At 71.5% G+C, this 22,008-nt stretch carries 20 protein-coding genes; 13 read left to right on the top strand and 7 right to left on the bottom strand.

Annotated elements, in window-relative coordinates; translation table 11 throughout:
* Nucleotides 1-39: 39 nt before the first annotated feature.
* Nucleotides 40-3,558, top strand: a complete 3,519-nt coding sequence (locus ACIOGX_RS27920; protein WP_401917279.1) for a phosphodiester glycosidase family protein — start codon at nucleotides 40-42, stop codon at nucleotides 3,556-3,558.
* 182 nt (nucleotides 3,559-3,740) lie between these two features.
* Nucleotides 3,741-3,956, top strand: coding sequence for a hypothetical protein (locus tag ACIOGX_RS27915; protein ID WP_129766319.1), 216 nt, complete (start codon nucleotides 3,741-3,743; stop codon nucleotides 3,954-3,956).
* Between the two features lie 6 nt (nucleotides 3,957-3,962).
* On the opposite strand, the gene ACIOGX_RS27910 is transcribed toward ACIOGX_RS27915, so the two are convergent.
* Both ACIOGX_RS27910 and ACIOGX_RS27905 read right to left on the bottom strand, forming a co-directional pair.
* Entirely contained in the window at nucleotides 3,963-5,312 is a 1,350-nt protein-coding gene (locus tag ACIOGX_RS27910; protein ID WP_401917276.1) for a cytochrome P450, read from the bottom strand.
* Nucleotides 5,313-5,479: 167 nt separating this feature from the next.
* Complete coding sequence (locus ACIOGX_RS27905; protein WP_356518492.1) at nucleotides 5,480-6,079, bottom strand: DUF1349 domain-containing protein; 600 nt, start codon at nucleotides 6,077-6,079, stop codon at nucleotides 5,480-5,482.
* A gap of 147 nt (nucleotides 6,080-6,226) precedes the next feature.
* Between ACIOGX_RS27905 and ACIOGX_RS27900 the strand changes: the two genes are divergently transcribed.
* Entirely contained in the window at nucleotides 6,227-6,640 is a 414-nt protein-coding gene (locus ACIOGX_RS27900; RefSeq protein ID WP_356518493.1) for a MerR family transcriptional regulator, read from the top strand.
* Nucleotides 6,637-7,605 (top strand): aldo/keto reductase, encoded by a 969-nt coding sequence (locus tag ACIOGX_RS27895; RefSeq protein WP_384768491.1) that lies wholly within the window; start codon nucleotides 6,637-6,639, stop codon nucleotides 7,603-7,605. The genes ACIOGX_RS27900 and ACIOGX_RS27895 overlap by 4 nt, the downstream gene beginning before the upstream one ends.
* 85 nt (nucleotides 7,606-7,690) lie before the next feature.
* On the opposite strand, the gene ACIOGX_RS27890 is transcribed toward ACIOGX_RS27895, so the two are convergent.
* Entirely contained in the window at nucleotides 7,691-8,716 is a 1,026-nt protein-coding gene (locus ACIOGX_RS27890; protein ID WP_401917272.1) for an SCO7460 family lipoprotein, read from the bottom strand.
* 132 nt (nucleotides 8,717-8,848) lie between these two features.
* A complete protein-coding gene (locus tag ACIOGX_RS27885) occupies nucleotides 8,849-9,481 on the bottom strand; it encodes a GNAT family N-acetyltransferase (protein WP_401917269.1) in 633 nt (210 codons plus the stop codon).
* 161 nt (nucleotides 9,482-9,642) lie between these two features.
* Between ACIOGX_RS27885 and ACIOGX_RS27880 the strand changes: the two genes are divergently transcribed.
* A complete protein-coding gene (locus ACIOGX_RS27880) occupies nucleotides 9,643-11,094 on the top strand; it encodes a serine hydrolase domain-containing protein (RefSeq protein ID WP_401917266.1) in 1,452 nt (483 codons plus the stop codon).
* A gap of 57 nt (nucleotides 11,095-11,151) precedes the next feature.
* On the opposite strand, the gene ACIOGX_RS27875 is transcribed toward ACIOGX_RS27880, so the two are convergent.
* The 3 genes from ACIOGX_RS27875 to ACIOGX_RS27865 all read right to left on the bottom strand — a co-directional run bounded on the left by ACIOGX_RS27875 (nucleotide 11,152) and on the right by ACIOGX_RS27865 (nucleotide 14,188).
* Nucleotides 11,152-11,529 carry a nuclear transport factor 2 family protein gene (locus ACIOGX_RS27875; protein ID WP_401917263.1) on the bottom strand — a complete coding sequence of 126 codons (378 nt, stop codon included), beginning with the start codon at nucleotides 11,527-11,529 and terminating at the stop codon, nucleotides 11,152-11,154.
* A 220-nt stretch (nucleotides 11,530-11,749) separates the two neighbouring features.
* Nucleotides 11,750-12,802, bottom strand: coding sequence for a bile acid:sodium symporter family protein (locus ACIOGX_RS27870; protein ID WP_401917260.1), 1,053 nt, complete (start codon nucleotides 12,800-12,802; stop codon nucleotides 11,750-11,752).
* Nucleotides 12,803-12,916: 114 nt separating this feature from the next.
* Complete coding sequence (locus tag ACIOGX_RS27865) at nucleotides 12,917-14,188, bottom strand: cytochrome P450 (protein ID WP_356518499.1); 1,272 nt, start codon at nucleotides 14,186-14,188, stop codon at nucleotides 12,917-12,919.
* A gap of 788 nt (nucleotides 14,189-14,976) precedes the next feature.
* Between ACIOGX_RS27865 and ACIOGX_RS27860 the strand changes: the two genes are divergently transcribed.
* The 8 genes from ACIOGX_RS27860 (at nucleotide 14,977) to ACIOGX_RS27825 (ending at nucleotide 21,972) form a co-directional block, all read left to right on the top strand.
* Nucleotides 14,977-16,119 (top strand): type III polyketide synthase, encoded by a 1,143-nt coding sequence (locus ACIOGX_RS27860; protein WP_356518500.1) that lies wholly within the window; start codon nucleotides 14,977-14,979, stop codon nucleotides 16,117-16,119.
* A 79-nt stretch (nucleotides 16,120-16,198) separates the two neighbouring features.
* On the top strand, nucleotides 16,199-16,786 hold the full coding sequence (locus tag ACIOGX_RS27855) for a cupin domain-containing protein (RefSeq protein WP_401768689.1): 588 nt from the start codon (nucleotides 16,199-16,201) through the stop codon (nucleotides 16,784-16,786).
* 37 nt (nucleotides 16,787-16,823) lie between these two features.
* A complete protein-coding gene (locus ACIOGX_RS27850) occupies nucleotides 16,824-17,426 on the top strand; it encodes a hypothetical protein (RefSeq protein ID WP_401917256.1) in 603 nt (200 codons plus the stop codon).
* The gene (locus ACIOGX_RS27845; RefSeq protein WP_401917253.1) at nucleotides 17,423-18,499 is read left to right on the top strand and encodes a PrsW family intramembrane metalloprotease; all 1,077 of its coding nucleotides are present in this window, start codon (nucleotides 17,423-17,425) and stop codon (nucleotides 18,497-18,499) included. The genes ACIOGX_RS27850 and ACIOGX_RS27845 overlap by 4 nt, the downstream gene beginning before the upstream one ends.
* Before the next feature lie 44 nt (nucleotides 18,500-18,543).
* Entirely contained in the window at nucleotides 18,544-19,197 is a 654-nt protein-coding gene (locus tag ACIOGX_RS27840; RefSeq protein WP_356518504.1) for a ScbR family autoregulator-binding transcription factor, read from the top strand.
* Nucleotides 19,198-19,317: 120 nt separating this feature from the next.
* Nucleotides 19,318-19,962, top strand: a complete 645-nt coding sequence (locus ACIOGX_RS27835; RefSeq protein ID WP_401917250.1) for a ScbR family autoregulator-binding transcription factor — start codon at nucleotides 19,318-19,320, stop codon at nucleotides 19,960-19,962.
* A 293-nt stretch (nucleotides 19,963-20,255) separates the two neighbouring features.
* Nucleotides 20,256-21,041, top strand: a complete 786-nt coding sequence (locus ACIOGX_RS27830; RefSeq protein ID WP_356518506.1) for an SDR family NAD(P)-dependent oxidoreductase — start codon at nucleotides 20,256-20,258, stop codon at nucleotides 21,039-21,041.
* Between the two features lie 91 nt (nucleotides 21,042-21,132).
* The gene (locus ACIOGX_RS27825; RefSeq protein WP_383971655.1) at nucleotides 21,133-21,972 is read left to right on the top strand and encodes an NAD(P)H-binding protein; all 840 of its coding nucleotides are present in this window, start codon (nucleotides 21,133-21,135) and stop codon (nucleotides 21,970-21,972) included.
* Nucleotides 21,973-22,008 lie beyond the last annotated feature (36 nt).

The following is a 22,008-nucleotide window of genomic DNA, read 5'->3' as shown; positions in this document are numbered from 1 at the left end:
GCACAAGCCATGCGTATCCACCGTCTTCCAGGAGAAGTTGTGGGCCCAGGCATCGCCGGGCGGACCGCCGTGCTGTTCGCGGCCGTGACCGCTCTGACGGTGGGGGCGGTATCCCCGTCCTCCGCCGACTCCACCCCCGCCCCCCGACCCCGTACCGCCGCGGACGTGCTGCGGCCGGTCGCGCCACCGCCCGCGAGCGCGGCCACCGCGGACCCGAGAGCCACCGGAACCCCGAGATCCGTCGCGGACGCCGACGGCATCGAGACCGCGCGGGCCTCGCGCCCGATCGCCCCCGGCGTCCGGCTCACCTCGTACGACCGGCTCGCATCCGACAAGTGGCTGCGCGTGGACGCGCTCTCCGTCGACCTCGACGGCACCGGCGCCCGCGCCGACTACCTCTCCTCGGGCAAGGTCTCCGACCGCCGTACGGTCTCGGACCTGGCCGCCGGCCACGACGCGGGACCCGGCCGCCGTACCGTCGCCGCGATCAACGCGGACTTCTTCGACATCAACGAGACGGGCGCGCCCCAGGGCCCCGGGATCGCGGACGGCGAGGTCACGCACTCACCCGCGCCCGGAGCCAACCAGGCCATCGGTATCGGCCCCGGGAGCGCCGGGCGCCTCCTGAAGCTGTACTTCGACGGCACCGTGACACTTCCCTCGGGGTCGCGCGCGCTGGACGCCTACAACGCGGCCAATGTGCCGGCCGGCGGCATCGGCGCGTACACCCCGGGCTGGGGCGTGGCCGACCGCGCGCTCACCGTGGACCGGGCGACACCCGCGGCCGAGGCCGCCGTACGGGACGGCGAAGTCGTCTCCGTGACGGACCGTCCCGGCACCGGAGCGATCGCCGAGGGTACGACCGTCCTGGTCGGCCGGGAAGCGGGCGCCGAGGCGCTCCGCGCCCTGCGCCCCGGGGACCCGGTCAGCGTGGAATACCGGCCGCGCACCGACAGCGGATCCGTCCCGCGGACGGCTGTCGGCGGCCGTGAACTGCTCGTCGTGGACGGTGTGGCGCAGAACCACGACGGCGAGGGCAACAACACCGCCGCGCCACGCACCGCCGTCGGCTTCTCGCGGGACGGCGGCACCATGCAGGTGATCACCGTCGACGGCCGGCAGGCCGACAGCGGCGGTGTCACCCTCACCGAGCTGGGCGAGATGATGCGGCGCGCCGGCTCCCACAGCGCGCTCAACCTCGACGGCGGCGGCTCGTCCACGCTGGTCGCCCGCGCCCCGGGCAGCGACGCGCTGCGCGTGGAGAACAGCCCCTCCGACGGCAGCGAGCGCACCGTCCCCAACGGCCTCGCCCTCACCGCGCCGGACGGCAGCGGACGGCTCAAGGGCTTCTGGGTCGAGACCCGCACCCCCGCCGGCGGCGCCCCGGGCGTCGACCCCGTCAAGGGCGGCCACCCCGAGAGGGTCTTCCCCGGACTGACCCGCCCGCTCACCGCGGCCGGATACGACGAGACCTACGGGCCCGCGACGGGCGAGCCGCGCTGGCGGGCCGTACGGCCCTCGGTGGGCCGGGTCGACGCCGACGGGGTGTTCACCGCGCGCGCCGGCGGCACCACCGAGGTACGGGCCGAACGCGGCCGGGCCGGAGGCGGCACGGAGCTGACGGTGCTGGACAGCCTCGACCGGATCGAGCCGACCACCCGGCGCGTCGGACTCGCCGACGCCACGGCGACCGGCACCTTCGGCATCGTCGGCCTCGACGCCCACGGGACCAGCGCCCCCATCGAACCCCGCGACGTACGGCTCGACTACGACCACGCGCTCTTCTCCGTGACCGACGACGGCCGGGGCTCCTTCACCGTGACGTCCCTGAAGGGCAGCGGCGCCGGGCGCGTCACGGCCGAGGCGGGCGGCGTCACGACGGTCCTCGCCGTCAGCGTCGGACTCGCCGAACAGCCGGTCTCCGCCCTCGACGACGCCGCGTCCTGGACCTTCGGCCAGGCACGGGCCGACGGGTCGGTCTCGGCCACGCCGGACGGCCACACCGGCACCGGTCTCACCCTCACGTACGACTTCACCCTTTCCACCGCCACCCGCGCCGCGTACGCGAACCCGCCCCAGCGGATCCCGGTGCCCGGCCGGCCCCAGTCCTTCACACTCTGGATCAAGGGCGACGGCAAGGGTGCCTGGCCCACCCTCCACCTGAAGGACGCGGCGGGCTCCGACCAGTTGCTGCGCGGCCCGTACATCACCTGGACCGGCTGGCGGCAGGTGACCTTCGCCGTACCGGCCGGGGCCGCGACGCCGCTCGGTGTCCACCGCTTCTATCTCGCGGAGACCGCCGCCACCAAGCAGTACACCGGCGAGATCGTGATCGACGGACTGACGGCGCAGGTGCCGCCGGCGGTCGAGCTGCCCGCACAGCCACGCCCGGCCGATCCGCTGATCGACTCGGCGGCCGAAACCAGTGGCAGGGACTGGCGGTTCGCGGTGATGTCCGACGCCCAGTTCGTCGCCCGCGACCCCGACAGCGCGATCGTGGCGCAGGCACGCCGTACCCTGCGCGAGATCAAGGCGGCGAGGCCCGACTTCCTCGTCATCAACGGGGACCTGGTCGACGAGGGATCTCCGGCGGATCTCGACTTCGCCGGAGCGCTCCTGGCCGAGGAACTGGGCGACGCCCTGCCCTGGTACTACGTACCGGGCAACCACGAGGTCATGGGTGGCACGATCAACACCTTCGTGGACCGGTTCGGCCCCGCCCAGCGGATCTTCGACCACCGGGGGACGCGCTTCCTCACCCTCGACACATCGAGTCTGACGCTGCGCGGCGGAGGCTTGGCGCAGATCAAGGCGGTACGGGAGCAGCTGGACGCGGCGGCCGAGGACGACCGGGTCCGCTCGGTGATGGTGATCGAGCACGTACCGCCGCGCGATCCGACCGTCCAGAAGGCCAGCGAGCTGAGCGACCGCAAGGAGGCGGCGCTCCTCGAACAGTGGCTCGCGGACTTCCGCCGGACGACGGGCAAGGGCGCGGGATTCATCGGGAGCCACGTCGGTGTCTTCGACGCGTCACGGGTGAACGGAGTGCCGTATCTGATCAACGGGAACTCGGGCAAGGCACCCGCGGCCCCGGCGAACGAGGGCGGGTTCACCGGCTGGTCGCTCATCGGGGTCGACCAGGTCTCGCGGGGCGCGCAGTCGGCCGCGCGGCTGGCCCCGTGGAAGGGCGGCCCGGACTGGGTCTCCGTACAGACCCGCGCCCACACCGACGCGCTCACGCTGGACGCGCCGGCCGCGCTGGCCCCCGGGCACAGCGCCCGCGCCAGGGCGACCGTCACCCAGGGGGCCGGAGAAGTGCCCGTCGGCTTCCCGCTCAGCGCCGACTGGACGGGCTCCCCGAACCTCCTCATCGGCGACCGGAACGGTGCCCGCCCACGGCACGCGGCGGTGTTCGACCCGGCGACGGGCACCCTCACCGCGCTGCGGCCCGGCACGGTCGTCCTCGCCGTGACGGTCAACGGCGTCACACAGCGGGCGGAGATCAGGATCGCGGCGACGGCCCCCGGAACGTCCGCGGTGCCCGCGCCGGCGGCGTGACCGGGTGAGAACGGTGGCCCCGCGCCCGGCCGGGCGCGGGGCCACCGCACGTGACGACTTCGCGGAGCCACCGCACGCGACGACTTTGGGACACGCGAGCGGGGCCGCGCGCGACTTTGGTCACCGAGGCCGCTCCTGAAGGCCAATAGCCGTACGGGGCTCGCCCTTTCTAGCCTCGAAGGGTGAAGACGGTATGCGGAATCCTGTGTTTCCTCCTCTTGTCCCAGGGCGTGGGGGGACTGCTGCACGAATGGACGGACGGGTGGTTCGAACTCTGGTCCCTGGTCGCGCGGATGAGCTACTTCGACGGCTACGAGATCTATGTGTCCCTCGTGCTGATCGTGGCGGGCCTCGGCATGGGCGCGGCCGCGGAGAGCGCGAAGAAGCGCGGTCTCTGAGAGCACTCAGGCCGCGTCCTGGCGGCTCCGGATGGCGCGGAGGGTGCCGCGTACGGGACGTGACGGCTGGAGGGTGAGGCCCGTACGCGGCGGGATCTCGCCCCCCTCCACCTCGACATGGAAGCGCTGCGCGAGCGTGGCCAGTACGAGGACGGCCTCCACCATCGCGAATCTGGCCCCGAGACAGGCGCGCGACCCCCCGCCGAACGGGAACCACGCGTGGTCCGGTACGGAGGCGGCCGCGTCGGCGTCCCACCGCTCGGGACGGAACGCCTCCGGGTCGGGGAACCAGCGCGCGTCGCGGTGGGTGCTCCACTGGCTGGACCAGAGCACGGTGCCCTTCGCGACCGGACGGCCGTCCAGTGTCGAACGCTCCGTGGCGATCCCGGTCATCAGCCAGACCGGAGGATAGAGCCGCAGTGTCTCCTTGATGATCTGCTCGGTCCAGGGCAGCAGCCGGAGATCGTCATGGCCCGGCGCCCGGCCGCCGAGGGCGTCGGTGAGTTCCTGTGTGAGCCTGGCCCGCGCCTCCGGGTTCCGGGAGAGCAGATACCAGGCCCAGGTGAGCGTGGTGCCGGTGGTCTCGTGCCCGCCGATGTAGAGGGTGACCGCCTCGTCCCTGATCTCCTTGTCGGTGAGCGGACGGTCCTGTTCGTCCCTGGCCGCGAGCAGCCGGCTCAGCAGATCGTCGCGCTCCACGCCGCCGCGGCGGCGTAACCCGGTGACATGGGCCACCTCACGGTCGATGACGGCGACGGCCCTCTTCAGCTTCCGGCGGCCCGGGGTGGGCACCCAGGGCGGCAGAAACAGCGTGACGCCGCGGAACTCGTCGCCTATCGCCCGCTGCGCGATGTCCATCGCCGGTCCGATCGTGGCCTCGCGACCCACGGTGTCGGCGCCGAAGAGCGTCCGTACGGCGATCCGCTGGGTGAGCCCCAGCATCGCGTCACGCACATCGAGACGTTGACCGGGCCGCCAGGACTCCGCGAGCGTGGCCGCGCAGTCGGTCATCGTCTCCGCGTGGCCCCGCACCTGGCGGGGGCGTACGGCGGGCTGCACGAGGGCACGCTTGCGTCGCCAGGACGGTCCCTCCGAGGTGACGACGCCGTCGCCGAGAACGAGCTTGAACGCCCAGCCGAGCTGGGGGTGGCGGTACTCGCTCTCGATACCCGTGAGCAGCTCCCCGATGTGCTCGGGACGGGAGAGGAACAGGGCCCGCTGCGGCCCGAGCCGCCACTCGACGAGGTCACCATGGCCGCGCAGCCGGGTGAAGAAACCGAGCGGATCGCGCGCGAAGGCGGGCAGATTCCCGACGAACGGCAGTCGGCGCGGACCGGGTACGGGGACAGTCGGCATGGCGGGACTCCTCGGCGGTCGAAGGCAGCGGGAGGTGAGGCTCGGAGACGACGGGACCCGACAAGCAAAGCGTCGGGCCACGCCCCGCGCCAGAGGGCCCGCAGCCGCATCCGCGGTGGAACCGGGCCGCGCCACCGGCGGCCCGGCCGCTCCGCCCGCCCGCCGGATCAGGCCGTTTCGAGGCCCAGCGCCGTGAACCGCGTGGTGAAGCCCGTGCCGTCGGGTGACGCGCACATCGGTCCGGCCTGCGCCGCCGCCCCCGGCGGGAAGTAGGCGAGCCGCAGCATCGTCCCGGGCTCGCCGTCGAGACCGTAGAGGATCGTCACGGTGTCGCCCTCGCGCCGCAGTTCGACGGTCACCGGTGCCGGGGTGTCGGTGAGGTGGGCGAGCGGTACGACGTTCCAGTCCGACACCTCGCGCGTGACGACGGCGCTGAGCTGCTGCCGTCCGTCGACGTACTCGATGCCCGTCTTGATCCAGTTCTTCTCGTCGAGCCGCAGCAACAGCCCGGCCTGGTCGTACTGTTCGCGGTAGTCACCGGAGAACGTGACGCGCAGCCGGAAGGCCGCGGGCACCGGCCGCAGCAGGGCGTGGCCCGTGTCCCGTACGAAGCCGTAGTGCGTGGTCACCCAGAAATCCGTGTCCGGCTCCGTGGTGATGTCCAGGGCGTCGTCGTACGCGGCCCACTGGGCCGGCCGGTTCAGCCATGTCCAGTCGGTGAGCCCGAGACATGATTCCGTGCTCGTTCCCTCGGCGCTCTCGCCCATGGTGTCTCCTCGCGTCAGCGGTCGGGCGACCACACTGCCACGGCGGCGCGCGGATCCGGCGAGCGGGGGCCGGTCGCCGGCCCCGCCCCTCCCGGGTCCGCCGGTTCCGGTTGCCCTGGAGCGCGCTCCAGGGTGGACGCTTGAGGCATGAGTTCAGTGGTTCCCCGGCTGGAGCCGGAAGTGGAGATTCCGCACGGCGGACTGACGATCGGCGAAGCCGCGGCGGCCTGCGGCCTCAGCGTCGACACCCTCCGGTACTACGAACGCGAGGGGCTGACGGCGCTCCCCGCCGACCGCGCGCCCTCGGGCCAGCGGCGCTACTTCGCCCAGGATCTCCGCTGGCTCGCCGGGATCGTCATGCTGCGCGGCACCGGTATGCCGATCCGCGACATTCGCGCCTTCACCGAGATCTGCCGGTACGAGGGCAACGAGGCCGAGCGGCTGGCCGTGCTGGAGCAGCACCGTGAGCGCGTCCTCGAACAGCTCAAAGTGACCCAGAATCATCTGGCCGCCATTGAACGGAAGATCGACTTCTACCGAAAGGGCGTCTCGTCATCATGAAAACCGTGAAACTCGGTTCGCAGGGCCTCACCGTCTCCGCCGAGGGCCTGGGCGCGATGGGCATGAGCGTCTGGTATGGCCCCAGGGACGAGCGGGAGGCCATCGCCACACTCAACCGGGCCGTCGACATCGGGGTCACGCACATCGACACGGCCGAGGCGTACGGCCCGTTCGAGAACGAGAAGCTGATCGGACGCGCCCTGGGCGAGCGGCGCGACGAGATCACGATCGCGACCAAGTTCGCCACCGAGTTCGACGACGACGGCACCCCGCACGGTCACAACGGCAGCGCCGCGTACGCGCACCGGGCGGTGGACCGCTCCCTGCGGCATCTCGGCACGGACGTCATCGATCTGTACTACCTGCACCGCGTCGACCCGGACGTCCCCGTCGAGGAGAGCATCGGGGCGATGAGCGAGATGGTCCAGGCGGGCAAGGTCCGCTACATCGGTGTCTCGGAGGCGAGCCCCGATCTGATCCGCCGGGCCCACGCGGTGCATCCGCTGACCGCGCTCCAGTCGGAGTACTCCCTGTTCTCCCGGGATGTGGAGCACAACGGCGTGCTGGAGACCGTACGGGAGCTGGGTATCGGGTTCGTCGCGTTCTCGCCGCTGGGCCGCGGCTTCCTGTCCGGGAAGATCAGGCGCCGTGACGATCTCGCGCCCGACGACGCCCGCCGCGGTCTTCCCCGGTTCACCGAGGAGAACATCGCGGCGAACCTGGCGGTCGTCCACAAGGTCACCGAGCTGGCGGAGGCCAAGGGCATCACGCCGACGCAGCTGACACTGGCCTGGCTGCTGGCGCAGCGGGTCGTGCCGATCCCCGGCACCAAGCGGCGCGCCTATCTGGAGCACAACGCGGAGGCCGCCGACATCGCACTGACCGACGGCGATCTCGCGGCGATCGACGCGGCGGCGCCGCACGGCATCGCGGCGGGCGACCGGGACGCCGCTCCCCGCACCTGACCTGGCCTGACGTGACGTGACGCGTGATGTGGGGCGCGGCATCGCGTGAGGGGGCGAGGCGCCGTGTCGTGTACCTCCGCCCGGGTCACTCCGGGGGCAGACGCACCCGCCCGTGGTCGTCGCGTACGTCGCGGATCACCTGGAAGTCCCCGACCGGGTTGCCCTCCGGGTCCACCGTCAGGGCCACCGCGTGGTCACCCGCGCAGCGCGCGCCTTCCCCGGCCTCGTCGCAGAACAGGACGTACCCCTCGAGCCGGTCGACCGTGCCCGGTGCGAGCCACCAGAGCCCGGACACCATCGCGACTCCGGCCCGCGGTCGCGTCGTGCGCAGCCAGTCGCGTACGGCGTCCCCCACCGTCTTCTCGAACGCTCTCCGGTCCTCCCACGGAAAGGAGAGGTACGCCCTGCCGGACGCCGGATCGACCACACCGTCGCGCACGGTGTAGGAGACGGAGTAGTGCGGGCGCTTCGCCAGGGCTCCCAGCAGGCCGGGGTCGGTCATGCGGAGCACCGTGGGGCTCGTCGCCTTTCCGGCGGGACGTTCGCGCGCGAGACCGGGGGCGACGATGTTCACGGTCACCGAACGCCTCGGCGCGCCGTTCTCGTCGCGCGCCGGGGACCATGTCCGTACGCACGTGCCGATCTCGGCCAGTACGCGCGTGACGGTGGCGTTCGTCGGCGCGGCGGCGACCCAGGGGGCGGAGAGGGCCGGGGTCGCGCCCACCAGTTCGTATCCGCAGTCGGTGAACGCGGCTCTCATCCGGCGCAGTTCGCCGGCCCGGGACCTGCCACGCTCCACCGCCTCGTCGAGCGCGCGGTCGCACGGCCCGCGGTCGCAGGTGCCCGCCGCGGCGTCGATCCGCAGCAGGACCGCGGCGTCGGGGTCGTCGGCCACCGAGAAGGTCACCTCGGACCCGCTGGTCGCGGGGAACAGCGTGCGCGCGGACAGGACGTCGAGGATTCCGGGGTAGCGTGCCTCGGCCAGCTCCGCCGCGCGCTTCCGGTCACTCTTCGTCGTCACCACTCCGCAGCCGGCGACCAGCAGCGCGAGCGCGCACACCAGCACGCCCGTGAGGCCGCCCAGGACCCGTCCGCCCCACGTCTCCGCCATGATCCGTCTCCCCCCGGCCCGCGCCCGGCCCGCGCCGTCACGACCAGCCGTGGCGACCCGTGGCGACCTGCGGCGACGATAGGAGACGGCGGGGGAGCGGCGGATGAGTACGGCTACTCAACCGCCGGACGCTCAAGCCTCGTCGAGTGCGGTCGGGCGTCCGAGATAGGTGAGCGGACCCGGATCCGGCACCGCGATCTCGTGGAAGCCGAGCCGGTCGTAGAAGGCGCGGGCGGGGGTGTTGGCGGTGACCATCGAGAGATGGACCGCGTCGGCTCCCCGGTCGCGCAGGGCTCGCAGGAAGGTGTGCATCAGGGCCCGGCCATGCCCTTGGCGCTGCACGGCGGGCAGCAGATCGATGTGCAGATGCGCGGGATAGCCGGCCAGTTGGGGCACGATCATCCGCTCCGGCCGGTGCAGCAGGGCGATCATCTCCTCGCTCGGAGTACGAGCCGGGCCGGACGGTTCCGGATAGCGGTCGGCGAGCGGCGGCAGCCACACCTCGCGGAACGCCCTGACGAATCCGGCGGTGTCGGCGGTGCCGAGGACATAGCCGACGGCCCGGCCCCGGCCGTCGTCGAGGACGAAGGTCAGCTCGGGCTCCAGCGCCGCGTAGGGCGCGGCGAAGATGCTCGGCATCAGGTCCGGATCCGGATAGAGGTGCCGGGAGTCCCGGCCCTCGTGGGCGGTGCGTACGCAGATGTCGTGGAGGGCGGGAAGGTCCTCGGGGCGATAGGCGCGGACCGTGGCGAGTGGAGGCGGCACAGCACCGCATGCTGCCAGCGTCGGGAGCGCTCCCACAAGGTTTGTACGTCGTGCGCGATTGCGTACGGCGTGCGGTCTCCGTACAGTGTGCGAAGTGCCGTACGGCGTTCGCTCAACCTCGCCGACGCTCCTCAGCACGCGAAGCCGCCAGGAGAGATGACATGTCACAGAGCCCGCGCCCGAACCAGCACGCCGCCACCACGCCCCCGGTGTTCGACCCCGCTCGATGGCAGGCCCGGCTCGATGAGCTGCTCGCCGTCCACCACATCCCCGGCGCCGCCCTCGCGGTACTCGCCGGCGATGAGATCCATGAGCTGGCGGGCGGCATTCTGCACACCGGGACCGGTGTCCCGGCGACCACGGACTCGGTCTTCCAGATCGGCTCGATCAGCAAGGGCTACACCGCCGCCCTCGTGGTGCTCCTCGCCGACGCCGGGAAGCTGGACCTGGACGCGCCGGTGGTGGACGTACTGCCGGACTTCGCCGTCGCCGACCCGGCGGCCGGCGGAACGATCACGGTGCGGCAACTGCTCAACCACACCAGCGGTATCGAGGGCGACTTCGTGAGCGACACCGGCCGGGGCGACGACTGCCTCGCCCGCTATGTCGGCGGCGTCGGAAACGTGGGGCTCACCAACCCGCCCGGCGCCACCATGTCGTACTCCAGCACCGCGTACAACGTCCTCGGACGGATCGTCGAGGTCGTGACCGGCCTGACCTGGGACGAGGCCCTCAAGGAGATGCTCTGCGAGCCGCTCGGGCTGGCGCACACGATGACCCTGCCCGAGGAGGTGCTCCGATTCCGCGCCGCGATGGGACACATGGGCGAGCCCGGCGAGGACCCGGTCCCGACGCCGCTGTGGAACATGCTGCCGCGCTCGGCGGGCCCGTACGGCGGGATCTCCGCCACCGCCGCCGATGTGGTGCGGTTCGCCCGGCTCTTCATCGACGGCGGTACGGCGCGGGACGGCACCCGCGTGCTCTCCGCCGGGGCCGTGAAGGCGATGCTGGCGCGTGAGGCCGAGATGCCCGACCAGTGGTTCCTCGGCGCCCACTGGGGCCTGGGCTGGGGGCTGTTCGAGTGGGACGGTGCGCGCGGCTTCGGCCACGACGGCAGTACGTTCGGGCAGCTCGCCTACCTGCGGGCCATACCGGAGGCGGGATTCGCCGTCGCGCTGCTGACCAACGGCGGGGGCGCCGCTCCGAAGGTCTTCGAGACGCTCTGCCGCGAACTGACCGCCGAACTCGCCGGGGTGACGATGCCGGGGTTCGGTCCCCCGGCAGGGGCACCGGCCGTGGATGCCGCGCGACCGGCCGTGGATCCCGCGCCGTTCGTCGGTGGCTACCGGCGTGAGGGGTTCCTGATGACCGTCACCGACCGGCCCGCGGGCGAGGGCGTCCTCCGGGTGAAGTACGAGGGCGCCGACGGGCTGAAGGACTCGTTCGAACCGCTCTTCTGGGACCTGGTGCCGGTGTCGGACACGCCGTCGAAGACCGTGTTCGCCGGACGGCGCAACGAGAAGGACGCCTGGATACCGGTGGTCTTCTACGCGCTGGCGGACGGCTCCAGGTATGTGCACTTCGGCGCGCGGGCCACGGCGAAGTCCGCGTGAGAACCGGCGGGACGGGCCCGCGGGAGGCGAACCCTCCGTGCGGACCCGTCCGTTCGGTCAGGCCGAGGCGGGTATCCGGTCGAGGAAGCCCCGTACGCTGACGATCCGGCCGTCCTCGCCGAGCGTGAGGACATCGGAGCCCGCGACGGGCGCCGAACCGTCGGCGGCCGAGACCAGCTCCCAGCTGAACCGGGCGGTGTCATGATGCCCGTCGACCGGCCCGGCCGGGGTGAACACATGACCGGGAAACCGCGCACGGGCGCCGGCGATCACGGCCGCGAGTGCCTCATGCCCCGCCACGTCCGCCAGCGGGTCGGTGTAGCTGCCGTCCTCGGTCCAGGCGAGGGCCACCGCCTCGGCGCGCTCGTCGGCGGACGTCGCGTTCCAGGCGTCGAAGTAACGGGTGACGGCGGTCTCGTAGCGGTTCACGGACATGAGGATCGGCCTCCATCGGGGATCGGTTGCCACGGGGCGGGCCCGAACCTCGGCCGGAGTGCGCCGGCCGAGGCCCGGTAGCCGCAACGATGCCGCGAGGGGCGCCGATGGTCGATGACGTCCGGGGTAATGGCGGCCGGTGACGCGAGGCCGGTGACGCGGCTCATGAGTGTGGCTGATGAGTGTGGCTCGTGGGCGCTGCGATGCCCGTGAACTGGCCTCAGGACGCGGGCGCGGCGCCTTCGGTCCGGCGCGCGCGGTACGCCATCCAGGCCGCGACCAGCGCGCCCGACACGTTGTGCCACACCGAGAACACCGCGGCCGGCAGCGCCGCCAGCGGGCTGAAGTGGGCGGTGGCCAGGGAGGCGGCGAGGCCGGAGTTCTGCATGCCGACCTCGAAGGCCATCGCCCGGCTCGCGGGCGGCCCGAGCCGGGCCAGCTTTCCCGCGCCGTAACCGAGCGCCAGACCGAGGCCGTTGTGCAGGACCACCGCGACGAACACCAGCAGCGCCGCCGACTTGATCGCGTTCGCGCTGCCCGCCACCACCACCGCGACGATCACCGCGATCGTGAGGGCCGACAGCCAGGGCAGCGCACCCAGCACCCGGTCGGCATACCGCCCCGCGAGCAGCCGGACCGCGAGCCCCGCCACGACGGGCAGCAGCACGGTCTTGAGGATGTCGCCGACCATCGAGCCCGCGTCGACCGGCAGGAACTCGCCCGCGAGCAGCAGCGTCAGCGGCGGCGTCACCAGCGGTGCGAGGACGGTCGAGACGGTGGCGACCGAGACCGACAGGGCCACATCGCCGCGCGCCAGATACGTGACGACATTGGAGGCGGTGCCGCTCGGTGCGCAGCCGACCAGGATCACGCCCGCCGCCAGCTGCGGCGGCAGATCAAGGGCGTTGGCTATCAGCCAGCCGAGCCCCGGCATGATCACGTAGTGCGCGACCAGACCGAGCCCGACCGCCCACGGCCGTCGGGCGACCCCCTGGAAGTCGCTCGGCGTCATCGTCAGCCCCATACAGAACATGACGATGCCCAGCAGGTACGGCACCGAAGGACCCCAGCCCGCGAAGGTGCCCGGGGTCACCAGACCGAGGGCACCCGCGGCCAGAACGAGTACGGGGAAGACGGTGACGGCACGCCGGGCCGCGCGGTCGGTGGAGTCGGGCGCGGGGGACGCGGGGACGGCGGGGACGGTGGGCGGGCGCTGACCGGACTGCTCGGCCCGGGACCGCTCGGTGTCGGAGTTCTCGGTTTCGGATGGCACGGCGCGATGCAACGCCTCGTCGTCGCTCCGTGCAACACCGTCTCGTCATTCGGTCACTCACAGCCACAGCCACAGCCACAGCCATGATCCACGAATACCGCTACCGGCTACGGGCTACCGGCTGCCGATGACCGGAATCCGGGCCGCCGAGAACTCCACCGGAAGGGAGACCGGGATACGCGTCCAGGGCGAGGGGTGCCAGGCGACCGCCTCGGCGGGGATGGCGAGTCTCATGTCGGGCAGCAGATGCAGCACGGTGTTGACGGCGGTGCGGGTGATGAGACGTGCGGGTACCTGCGCGGGGCAGACGTGGGGGCCGGCGGAGAAGGCGAGGTGGGCGCGGTTGCCGGGTTCTCCGGCGGTGTCGTCGGGGCGGATGGCGGGGTCGTCGTTGGCGGCGGCGATGCCGAGGATGAGGACGTCGCCGCGGCGGATGTGCCGGCCGCCGAGTTCGGTGTCGCGCAGGGCGTAGCGGGCGGGCATGTTGTTCATGGGCGGGTCGCGCCAGAGGGCTTCGTCGAGGGCGTCGTCCACGCCGAGCCGGCCGCCGTGCATCCGGGCGGCGAACCGCGGATCGGTGAGCATCAGCCGCAGCGTCAGTGACGTCCAGGCGTTGACGCCCTCGGTGCCCGAGGAGATCATCACCGCCATCGACTGGATACGTTCCGACTCGGTGCGGAGATTCGGGTGGTTGATGAACGCCGTCGTCAGATCGTCCGTCGGGCTCTCCTGCCGCCGGCGCAGCGCGTCGACCAGGATCTCCTCGAAGTGGCGGTTGCCGTCCTGCGAGTCGTCCGCGCTGCCGAACAGCGCGATGAGCGCCCGCAGCAACTCCTGGCCCTCCGCGCTGTTCAGACCGAACAGGGACGCGATGGAGAGCAGCGGCACGATCGTGGCGTAGTCGTTCACCAGATCCGCCCGGCCCTGCTGGGAGAAGCGCGCGATCAACTCCGTACACACCGACTGGACCTGACGGCGTGCCTTGCGCTGGTCGATGCGCGCCACACCGTCGTCCAGCGGCTGACGCAGCCGGCGGTGCTCGGGACCGTCCGCGCCGATGACGTTGGCACGCCAGGCCATCATCGGCAGCAGCCCCGAATGCGGCGGGACCACGCCCTCGTTGAGATCGCGCCAGTTGCGGGCGTCGCGGGAGAAGACCTGCTCCTGCCGGGTGATCGTGAGCAACTCCCGGTAGCCCATGACGAGCCAGGCGGGTACACCCGGTTCCAGCTCGACGCGGGCGACATTGCCCCACTGCTCGCGCAGTCTTCGATAGACCTCGCGGGGTTCGGACGCGCCCGTCGCGGCGGACAGGGGGAGCAGCTCCGCACCGGGGGAGTGGGCAGGACACTCCGCCGGCGGGGAGAGCGGGGAGGGATGGTTCATGAGGCGGTCTCCTTGGCACGCACCGCGCCGACCTGCGGCGCGCATTCGACAAGGCTGATCAGGGCGTCCACCGACGGGGCACGTTCACGCAGACGGGGCACGTTCACGCATGTGAGGCATCACCAAAGTCGTTTCCTCCACCGGGCAAACGACCCACTCGCCACGGAGGACACGGGCAGCGGAACGCGGGTGGGTGCGCGCCCCGCTTCCGTGCCGCGAACGCCGTTCGCGGCACGCGTCAGCCGGATTCCCCGCCCCGCGAGGGAACTTGCGGATCCGTGCCGGACGAACGGCCGCGACGACGGCACGCGCCCCCGCGGCGGGTGATCGGGCGTGGCCGCCGCGGGGCGGGGGGTTCGGCTCACCGCACGACACGAACGGGCGTACGTTCCACGGCTTCCTGAACGGGCCCCGGCGGTGTACGAGGGCGCCGCCCGGCTTCTTCCGACAGCGGCCGGTGACTTCGACGTCAGGGCTGACAATCAGTAACTCCTCGCTCAGGTCGCGCCCGGCCGCGAAGACCTCGCGCGCGTCCGATCAGGCGGGGCGTCGGGACCTGCCCGGCACCTCGGGCGGGCGTCACCCGAACGGACGAGGCGGCCCGTCCCTAGTTCACGGTCCGTAGTCGCCGTGCGAGCCCTGGGGGGTCTTCGGATCCCGCGCCGGAACCCTTCGGGGCAGCCGTCGCGGCCTCCTTCGACCCCCCGCTCCCGGGTTGCGGGGCGGGTGCCCACCGGTGAGTGTGGGCCGCAGTTCACAGCGGACACGAACGAAGGAGAGAGCGCGTCGTGGCGACTCTGTGTAAACCCGCGGTCTCGGTTCCCCAGTATGTGATCACCATGGAGGACACACTCGCTCTCGCGCGCTCGCTGCACGCGGACCATCCTCAACTGCCGCTGGCCCTACGGCTGATCCAGAACACCGGGGTGGCCAAACGGCATATCGTCCAGCCGATCGAGGAGACCCTCCGGCATCCCGGCTTCGAGGACCGGAACATGCTGTACGAGGCCGAGGCCAAGGCACGCGTCCCCGAGGTGATCAGACGCGCCCTCGACCACGCCGAGCTGCGCCCCGCGGACATCGACATGATCGTCTATGTCTCCTGCACCGGCTTCATGATGCCGTCGCTGACCGCCTGGCTGATCAACACCATGGGCTTCCCCGGCGACACCCGCCAGCTCCCGATCGCCCAACTCGGCTGTGCCGCGGGCGGCGCGGCCATCAACAGGGCGCACGACTTCTGCCGCTCGTACCCCGGCGCCAACGTCCTCATCGTCGCCTGCGAGTTCTGCTCGCTCTGCTACCAGCCGACCGACCTCGGAGTCGGATCGCTGCTGTCCAACGGGCTGTTCGGGGACGCCGTCGCCGCCGCCGTCGTACGCGGCGAGGGCGGCACGGGGATCGCGCTGGAGCGCAACGGCTCCCACCTCGTACCGGACACCACCGACTGGATCGCCTACAGCGTCCGGGCCACCGGCTTCCACTTCCTGCTGGACAAGCGGGTACCCACCACCATGGAGCCGCTGGCACCCGCCCTGCGCACGATGGCCGACCAGCACGGCTGGGACGCCACCGGGCTCGACTTCTACATCATCCACGCCGGCGGACCGCGCATCCTGGACGACCTCAGCCACTTCCTCGAAGTGCCGCCGGAGGCGTTCCGGTTCAGCAGGGGCACGCTCACCGAGTACGGCAATATCGCCAGCGCCGTCGTCCTCGACGCGGTGCGCAGGCTCTTCGACGAGGGCGGGGTGGCCGACGGCGCGCGCGGCATCATCGCCGGCTTCGGACCCGGCATCACCGCCGAGATGGCGCTGGGGCGCTGGACGACCACCGGCGCCGCCGCCGGCACCATGATGACCGGGGACCAGGTCATGGAAAGCCTGGAACGCGACAGCGAGCCGTCGCCCGTGAGCCAGCCGGTGAGATGACCGAGGGCCCCGTCACCCGAACGGCCCCGCGCCACCGCACCGCCGTACCACCGTCATCCCCACCGTCATGGAGCACCGCATGACCCAGCTGACCCAGGCCGAGGGGCTCATCGTCCCTCCGGGCGGGGGCACCACCATCCTCACCGATGCCCAGCAGGTGACCTTCAAGGTCACCGGCGAGCACTCCCGGGTCTCCTCCAGCTTCGAGGTCGTCGTGCCACCCGGCTTCGACGTCGGGGCCCACCGGCACACGCACAGCGAGGAACTGTTCTACATCCTCGACGGTGAGCTGGACGTGATGGCGTTCGAACCCCGGGTGCTCGGCGAGGACTGGCGGCACTGGGAGTCCTCGTCGGGACTGAAGTCCGTACGGGCCACACCGGGCACGGTCATCGTCGTACCCCCCGGCTGTCCGCACGCGTTCGCCAACCGGGGCGACGTCCCGGCCAAGATGTTCTTCCAGTCGTCCCCGCCCTCCGACCACGAGCGGTACTTCGAGGAACTGCTCGACATCCTCAAGGACGGTGGAACGCCCGATCCGGCCGCCATCGCCGATCTCCGGCTGCGGTACGACATCGAGCAGCTCACCCCGCTGCGCCATGATGCCCGGGACCGTCCCGGCGACGACGTCGGCTCCGGTTCCACGGCCACTCGTATGAGTCACTGACGCTGCGTGAACCCGGTCCCTGACTGACCGTAGGGGGATGGACTCCGCATTGGACATCAGGCGCCCACCGCGGCGAACCTCCCGGCGGGCCCGGTCGTCGGTCATCGGCGTCCTGCTCGTCATGGCCGCTCTGACCGCGGGCTGGCCACTGATCGACCGGGCCCTGAACGATCACGAGCGGTTGCCGGACGGCACGCTGCTGGAGCTGGGGCCTGACGACAACATCGCGGTGCTGCGGGTGACCGGCACGGGCTGGGCCCTCAGCAAGTCGGAGAGCGATCCGGACTCGATGTACGTGCTGACCCGCGGCGGCGTCGACCTGGTCGCCGGCTATGTCGCCCTCGCGGCGCCCGGCCAGGCCGGAGAGCTGTGGGCGGGTCTGCGCAAGGTCCAGTCCGTCCCGGACGGGAACACCCGGCTCGGCGCTCCGCACCCCGTCACCAGCGCCGGGGGCGCCCGGGGCGAGACCGGCACACTGACCCGTGGCGGCCGTACGGGCACGGCCACGGTATGGCTGCCGCCCGACCTGAGCTACGCGGTCGAGATCACCGTACTGGCCGGGGCGGACGCGGATCCGCGTGCCTCGGCGGACGCCGCGGCCATGGTCCGTTCCGTCGCCTTCCCCCAGGAGGCGCCATGACGACAGCGGCCTCCACGTACACCGGACTGCGCGGCTCCGTCCGACGGCGGCCGGTGGGCTGGCTGTGCGGCGTCCTGTGCCTCCTCGGTCTCGCACTGCTCGCTGTCGAATACGGCCCGGCCATCCGGGTGTTCCCCGGCCCGGCGCTGCTGGCCTTCCTGCTGCTGCTGTTCACGCTGGGCATCGGGGTGGCCGTCCTGGGGCGGGTACGTCCGTTCCGGGCGCCGCCGCGCGGCTGGGCCTGGAGCGGGGTCGCCTGGGGGGCCACCGCGGCGACGGGCTGCGCGATCCTGGCCAACGGCGGGCTCCAGGGCATCTGGTCCAAGGCGGCCGGTATCGACTTCGGCTCGCAGTGGGGCGCCGCGCTCACCGCCCCGCTCAACGAGGAACTCCTCAAGGTGTCCGGTGTCGCGCTGATCGCCCTCGGCGCACGGCGGCTGGTGCGCGGGCCGCTCGACGGGTTCTTCCTCGGCGCCTTCACCGGACTCGGCTTCCAGGTCATGGAGAACTGGACCTACGCGATGAACTCCATCCTCAGCGGTGGCGGAGTGAACGCGGACAACGACGTCTTCCAGTCCTTCGTCACCCGGGTCGGGCTGACCGGTCTCGGCTCGCACTGGGCGATGACCGCCGTCTCGGGGACGGGCATCGGCATCCTGCTCGCCCACGGCGGGCGGCCGGTGCGCGGGCGGATCGTACCGGCGGCCCTCTGCCTGCTGACCGCCATGACCATGCACTGGCTCTTCGACTCACCCCTGCTCGGCTCCGCCCCGGGCCTCGCCGGGAAGGTGGCCATCAACTTCCTTGTCGCCGTGGGGTTCTATGTCGTCCTGCGGCGCCGCGCGCGGCGCCGGGCCCGCGCCTTCCTGCTCTCGCCCGGATCCCCGTACTCCATCGAACTGCTCACACGCCGCTCCCGCAGACGCGCCCTGCGCCGGGTGCCACCTGCGCGCCGCCCGGCCGCCGCCCGGCGGGCCGCGGACCATCTCTCGGTGGTCGAGGAGTACGCCGGAGCAGACCGACCGCCCGGTTCGGTGGACCTTCTCGATGGTGAACGACAAGTGAACGAGTGACATCTGTTCGGTGAATCCCTGAACCGCTCGACGGGAGCGTCCCGATGGCACAGCAGCGTGCGGTGGGCACACGCGCCGCGATCCTGGCGGCCGCGGCCTCCGTCTTCGACCGGTGCGGTTATGACGCCGCGACGATCGCGGAGATCACAGCGCGCTCCGGGACGACCAAGGGCGCCCTCTACTTCCACTTCTCGTCCAAGGAGGAGCTGGCGCGGGGCGTGCTGCGCGAACTGACGGGGGTTCTCGCCGTGGAACCGGCGGATTCGCATGTCCAGGAACTCATCGACATGACGATGGCCGTCGCCTACCGCTCCTTGCGCGACCCGATCGTCGGCGCGGGGCTCCGGCTGGCCGGAGAGCGGGGATCGGTCGACTTCTCCGAGGCCGGCCCCCTCCCGGCATGGGCGGGGCTGAGCGAGGACCTGCTGCTGCGGGCCGCGGAACGGGGCGAGTTGCTGCCGTACGCCGTGCCTCGGGAGACGGCCGAGCTGGTGATCAGTGCGTGGGCGGGGATCCAGGTCTACGCGCGCGTCGCGGCCGGCCGCCGGGACGTGGAGCGCCGGATGTCGGTGTTGTGGGCGCATCTGCTGCCCAGTGTGGTGATGCCGCGCCTGCTGCTCGAACTCGACGTGGCGCCCGATCGCGGCGCGCGCGTCGAAGCCGTCCGCGCTCTCCGGTCGGTCTCGAGCGGTTCTTGAGCCGGGAGGGAGCGCTGAGTGAGTCCGATCAGAGAGAATGGCGGCAATACAAACCGCGATGGCGGATTGTTTCTACTGGACCCACCGCACACCGCTTCCGGTCCCGCACACCAGGAGACGATGATGGTCACACAGGACCGCGCCGCGCGTACTCGGCGATCACTGATCCGGGCCGCCGCGGAGATCTTCGCGGTCGAGGGCTTCGTCCCGGCGTCGCTCACCATGATCAGCCGACGGGCCGGGGTGAGCAACGGGGCGCTCCACTTCCACTTCAAGAGCAAGGAAGCCCTGGCCGGCGCCGTCGAGGAGGAAGCCGCGCGGGAGTTACGGCTGATCACCGAGTGCCGCGACCACGGTGAGGCACCGGCCCTGCAACTCCTGATCGACGCCACCCACGCGCTGATGCTCCGCCTCGACGAAGACGTCGTCGTACAGGCCGGCTTCGAGCTGAGCGGCGAGCGCTCACGCCTCGGCGGCATCGAACTGCGGCGGCAGTGGCGGCGCTGGACCGAGGGCATACTCCAACGGGCTTCTTCGGGCGGCGAGTTGGCGCCCGGCGTGGCGCCGGACATTGCCGCCGCCACCCTGCTGGCGACGACCGTCGGGTTCGAGGTCCTCGGTGCCCGGGACGGCAAGGAGTGGATATCCGGTCCCACACTGGCCCGGTTCTGGGAGCTGATGCTGCCCGGACTGGCCGCGCGGCCGGACTCCCTGATCGCCGACGGTTCTCCGGGGGGTGTCCGTCCGCACGCGAGCGAATCCTGAAATCATCCCTCGGCCGGGGCTTCTCATGCGCGCGGACGTGGAATTTTCCGCATTGTTTACCCACGTTGCCCGTTGTGCTTTCCGGCTGTTGTCGCGTACCCCAATTCCACCGTCATACCCGGTGAATAAAGGCGTTGGGGATGTGCTCGACGGTTACTCAAGAATTCAAGAAACGAAGCCCGCGCGGGACTAGCATGCCTGGCGTCGAAGAGTCATTCGGCGGGGATTCGACGAGGTGCGGGAGGAAAACCGTGGAGATTCAGGTTCCGGGGCCGCTACGCCAGGAAAGACCGATGAGGGCTCCGGGAAATCCGGTGGCCCTGATCACGGGCGGGACGCGGGGGATCGGGCTCGGGGTGGCACGGGAGCTCGGTGGCCGGGGCCATCGCGTCTTCATCTGCGCCCGGACCGCGCAGGAGGTCAAGCTGACGGTCGAGGATCTGCGCGCGGCCGGGATGGAAGCCGAGGGCGCCGTCGCCGACGTCCGCGACCGCGCGTCGGTGTCCGCGCTGGTGGCCGCCGTCGTCGCGCAGTTCGGCCCGGTCAACATCCTGGTCAACAACGCGGGCCGGGGCGGTGGCGGACCCACCGCGGAGATATCCGACGAGCTCTGGTACGACGTGATGGACACCAACCTCAACGGAGTGTTCCTGCTGACCCGCGAAGTCCTGGTGAACGGCGGTCTGCTGGAGTCCGGTTACGGACGCATCATCAACATCGCCTCGACCGCCGGGAAGCAGGGGGTCCTGCTGGGCGCCCCCTACTCCGCCTCCAAGCACGGCGTCGTCGGCTTCACCAGGTCGCTCGGCAAGGAACTGGCGCCGCTCGGCGTCACCGTGAACGCGGTCTGCCCGGGATACGTGGAGACCCCGACCGCCGAGCGCGTACGCCAGGGGTACGCCGCGGCCTGGGACACCACCGAGGACTTCGTCCAGGCGCAGTTCGAGGCGAACATCCCGCTCGGCCGCTACTCCACCCCCGAGGAGGTAGCCGGCCTGGTCGGCTATCTCACCACGGAGAGCGCCGCCTCGATCACCGCGCAGGCGATCAACGTCTGCGGCGGCATGGGCTACTCCTGAGCCGCCTCCCCGCCAGGACCGTAGACGCATGCGTATGGAACTGAGCTTCGTAGCTATGTTCCGTCTCAACGGAGTGGACTTGACTGTACGCATGACACAGACCACGCAGAACGCCCAGGCAGAGACGAAGACGACGCTCGTCATCGGCGGCACCGGCAAGACCGGACGGAAGGTCGCGGAGCGGCTGGCCGGCAAGGGCCTGCCGGTACGCATCGGTTCGCGCAACGCCGACCGGCCCTTCGTATGGGAGGACCCGGCCACCTGGGCGGGCGCGCTGGAGGGCGTCGGAGCCGTGTACATCACCTACTACCCCGACCTCGGTTTCCCCGGGGGCGCCGAAGCCGTCGGCGAGTTCTCCGCGTTCGCCGTCGCCCACGGCGCCCGCCGTCTGGTGCTGCTCTCCGGCCGCGGCGAGGAGGGCGCGCAGGCCGGCGAGGAGAAGATGAAGGAGTCCGGCGCCGACTGGACCGTGGTCCGGGCCAGCTGGTTCAACCAGAACTTCAACGAGAGCTTCTTCCTGGAGCCCGTCCTCGCCGGGGAACTGGCGCTGCCGACCGGTGACGCCGTCGAACCCTTCGTGGACACCGACGACATCGCCGATGTGGCCGTGGCCGCGCTGACCGGGGACCAGCACATCGGCAAGACCTACGAGCTGTCCGGCCCCCGGCTGCTCAGTTTCCAGGACGTCGCCACCGAGCTGTCCAAGGCCACCGGCCGGGACATCAGCTACATCCCGGTCTCGATCGACGACTACCGCGCCGCACTGGCCGAGCACGGGCAGCCGGTCGAGTTCGCCGACCTGTTCGGCCTGATCCTCGACGGCCGCAACGCGTACCTGGTGCACGGAGTGGAGGAAGCCCTCGGCCGCAAGCCCCGTGACTTCTCCGACTTCGCCCGTGACGCCGCCGCCAGCGGCGTCTGGAACGTCTGATCCCGCACGGCGAACGGCCGGGCGGTACCGGTACGC

The organism is Streptomyces sp. NPDC088147 (assembly GCF_044741565.1).
GTDB lineage: Bacteria > Actinomycetota > Actinomycetes > Streptomycetales > Streptomycetaceae > Streptomyces.
The sequence above is the reverse complement of the archived record's forward strand: the minus strand, read 5'-3'. Positions and strand labels throughout refer to the sequence as shown.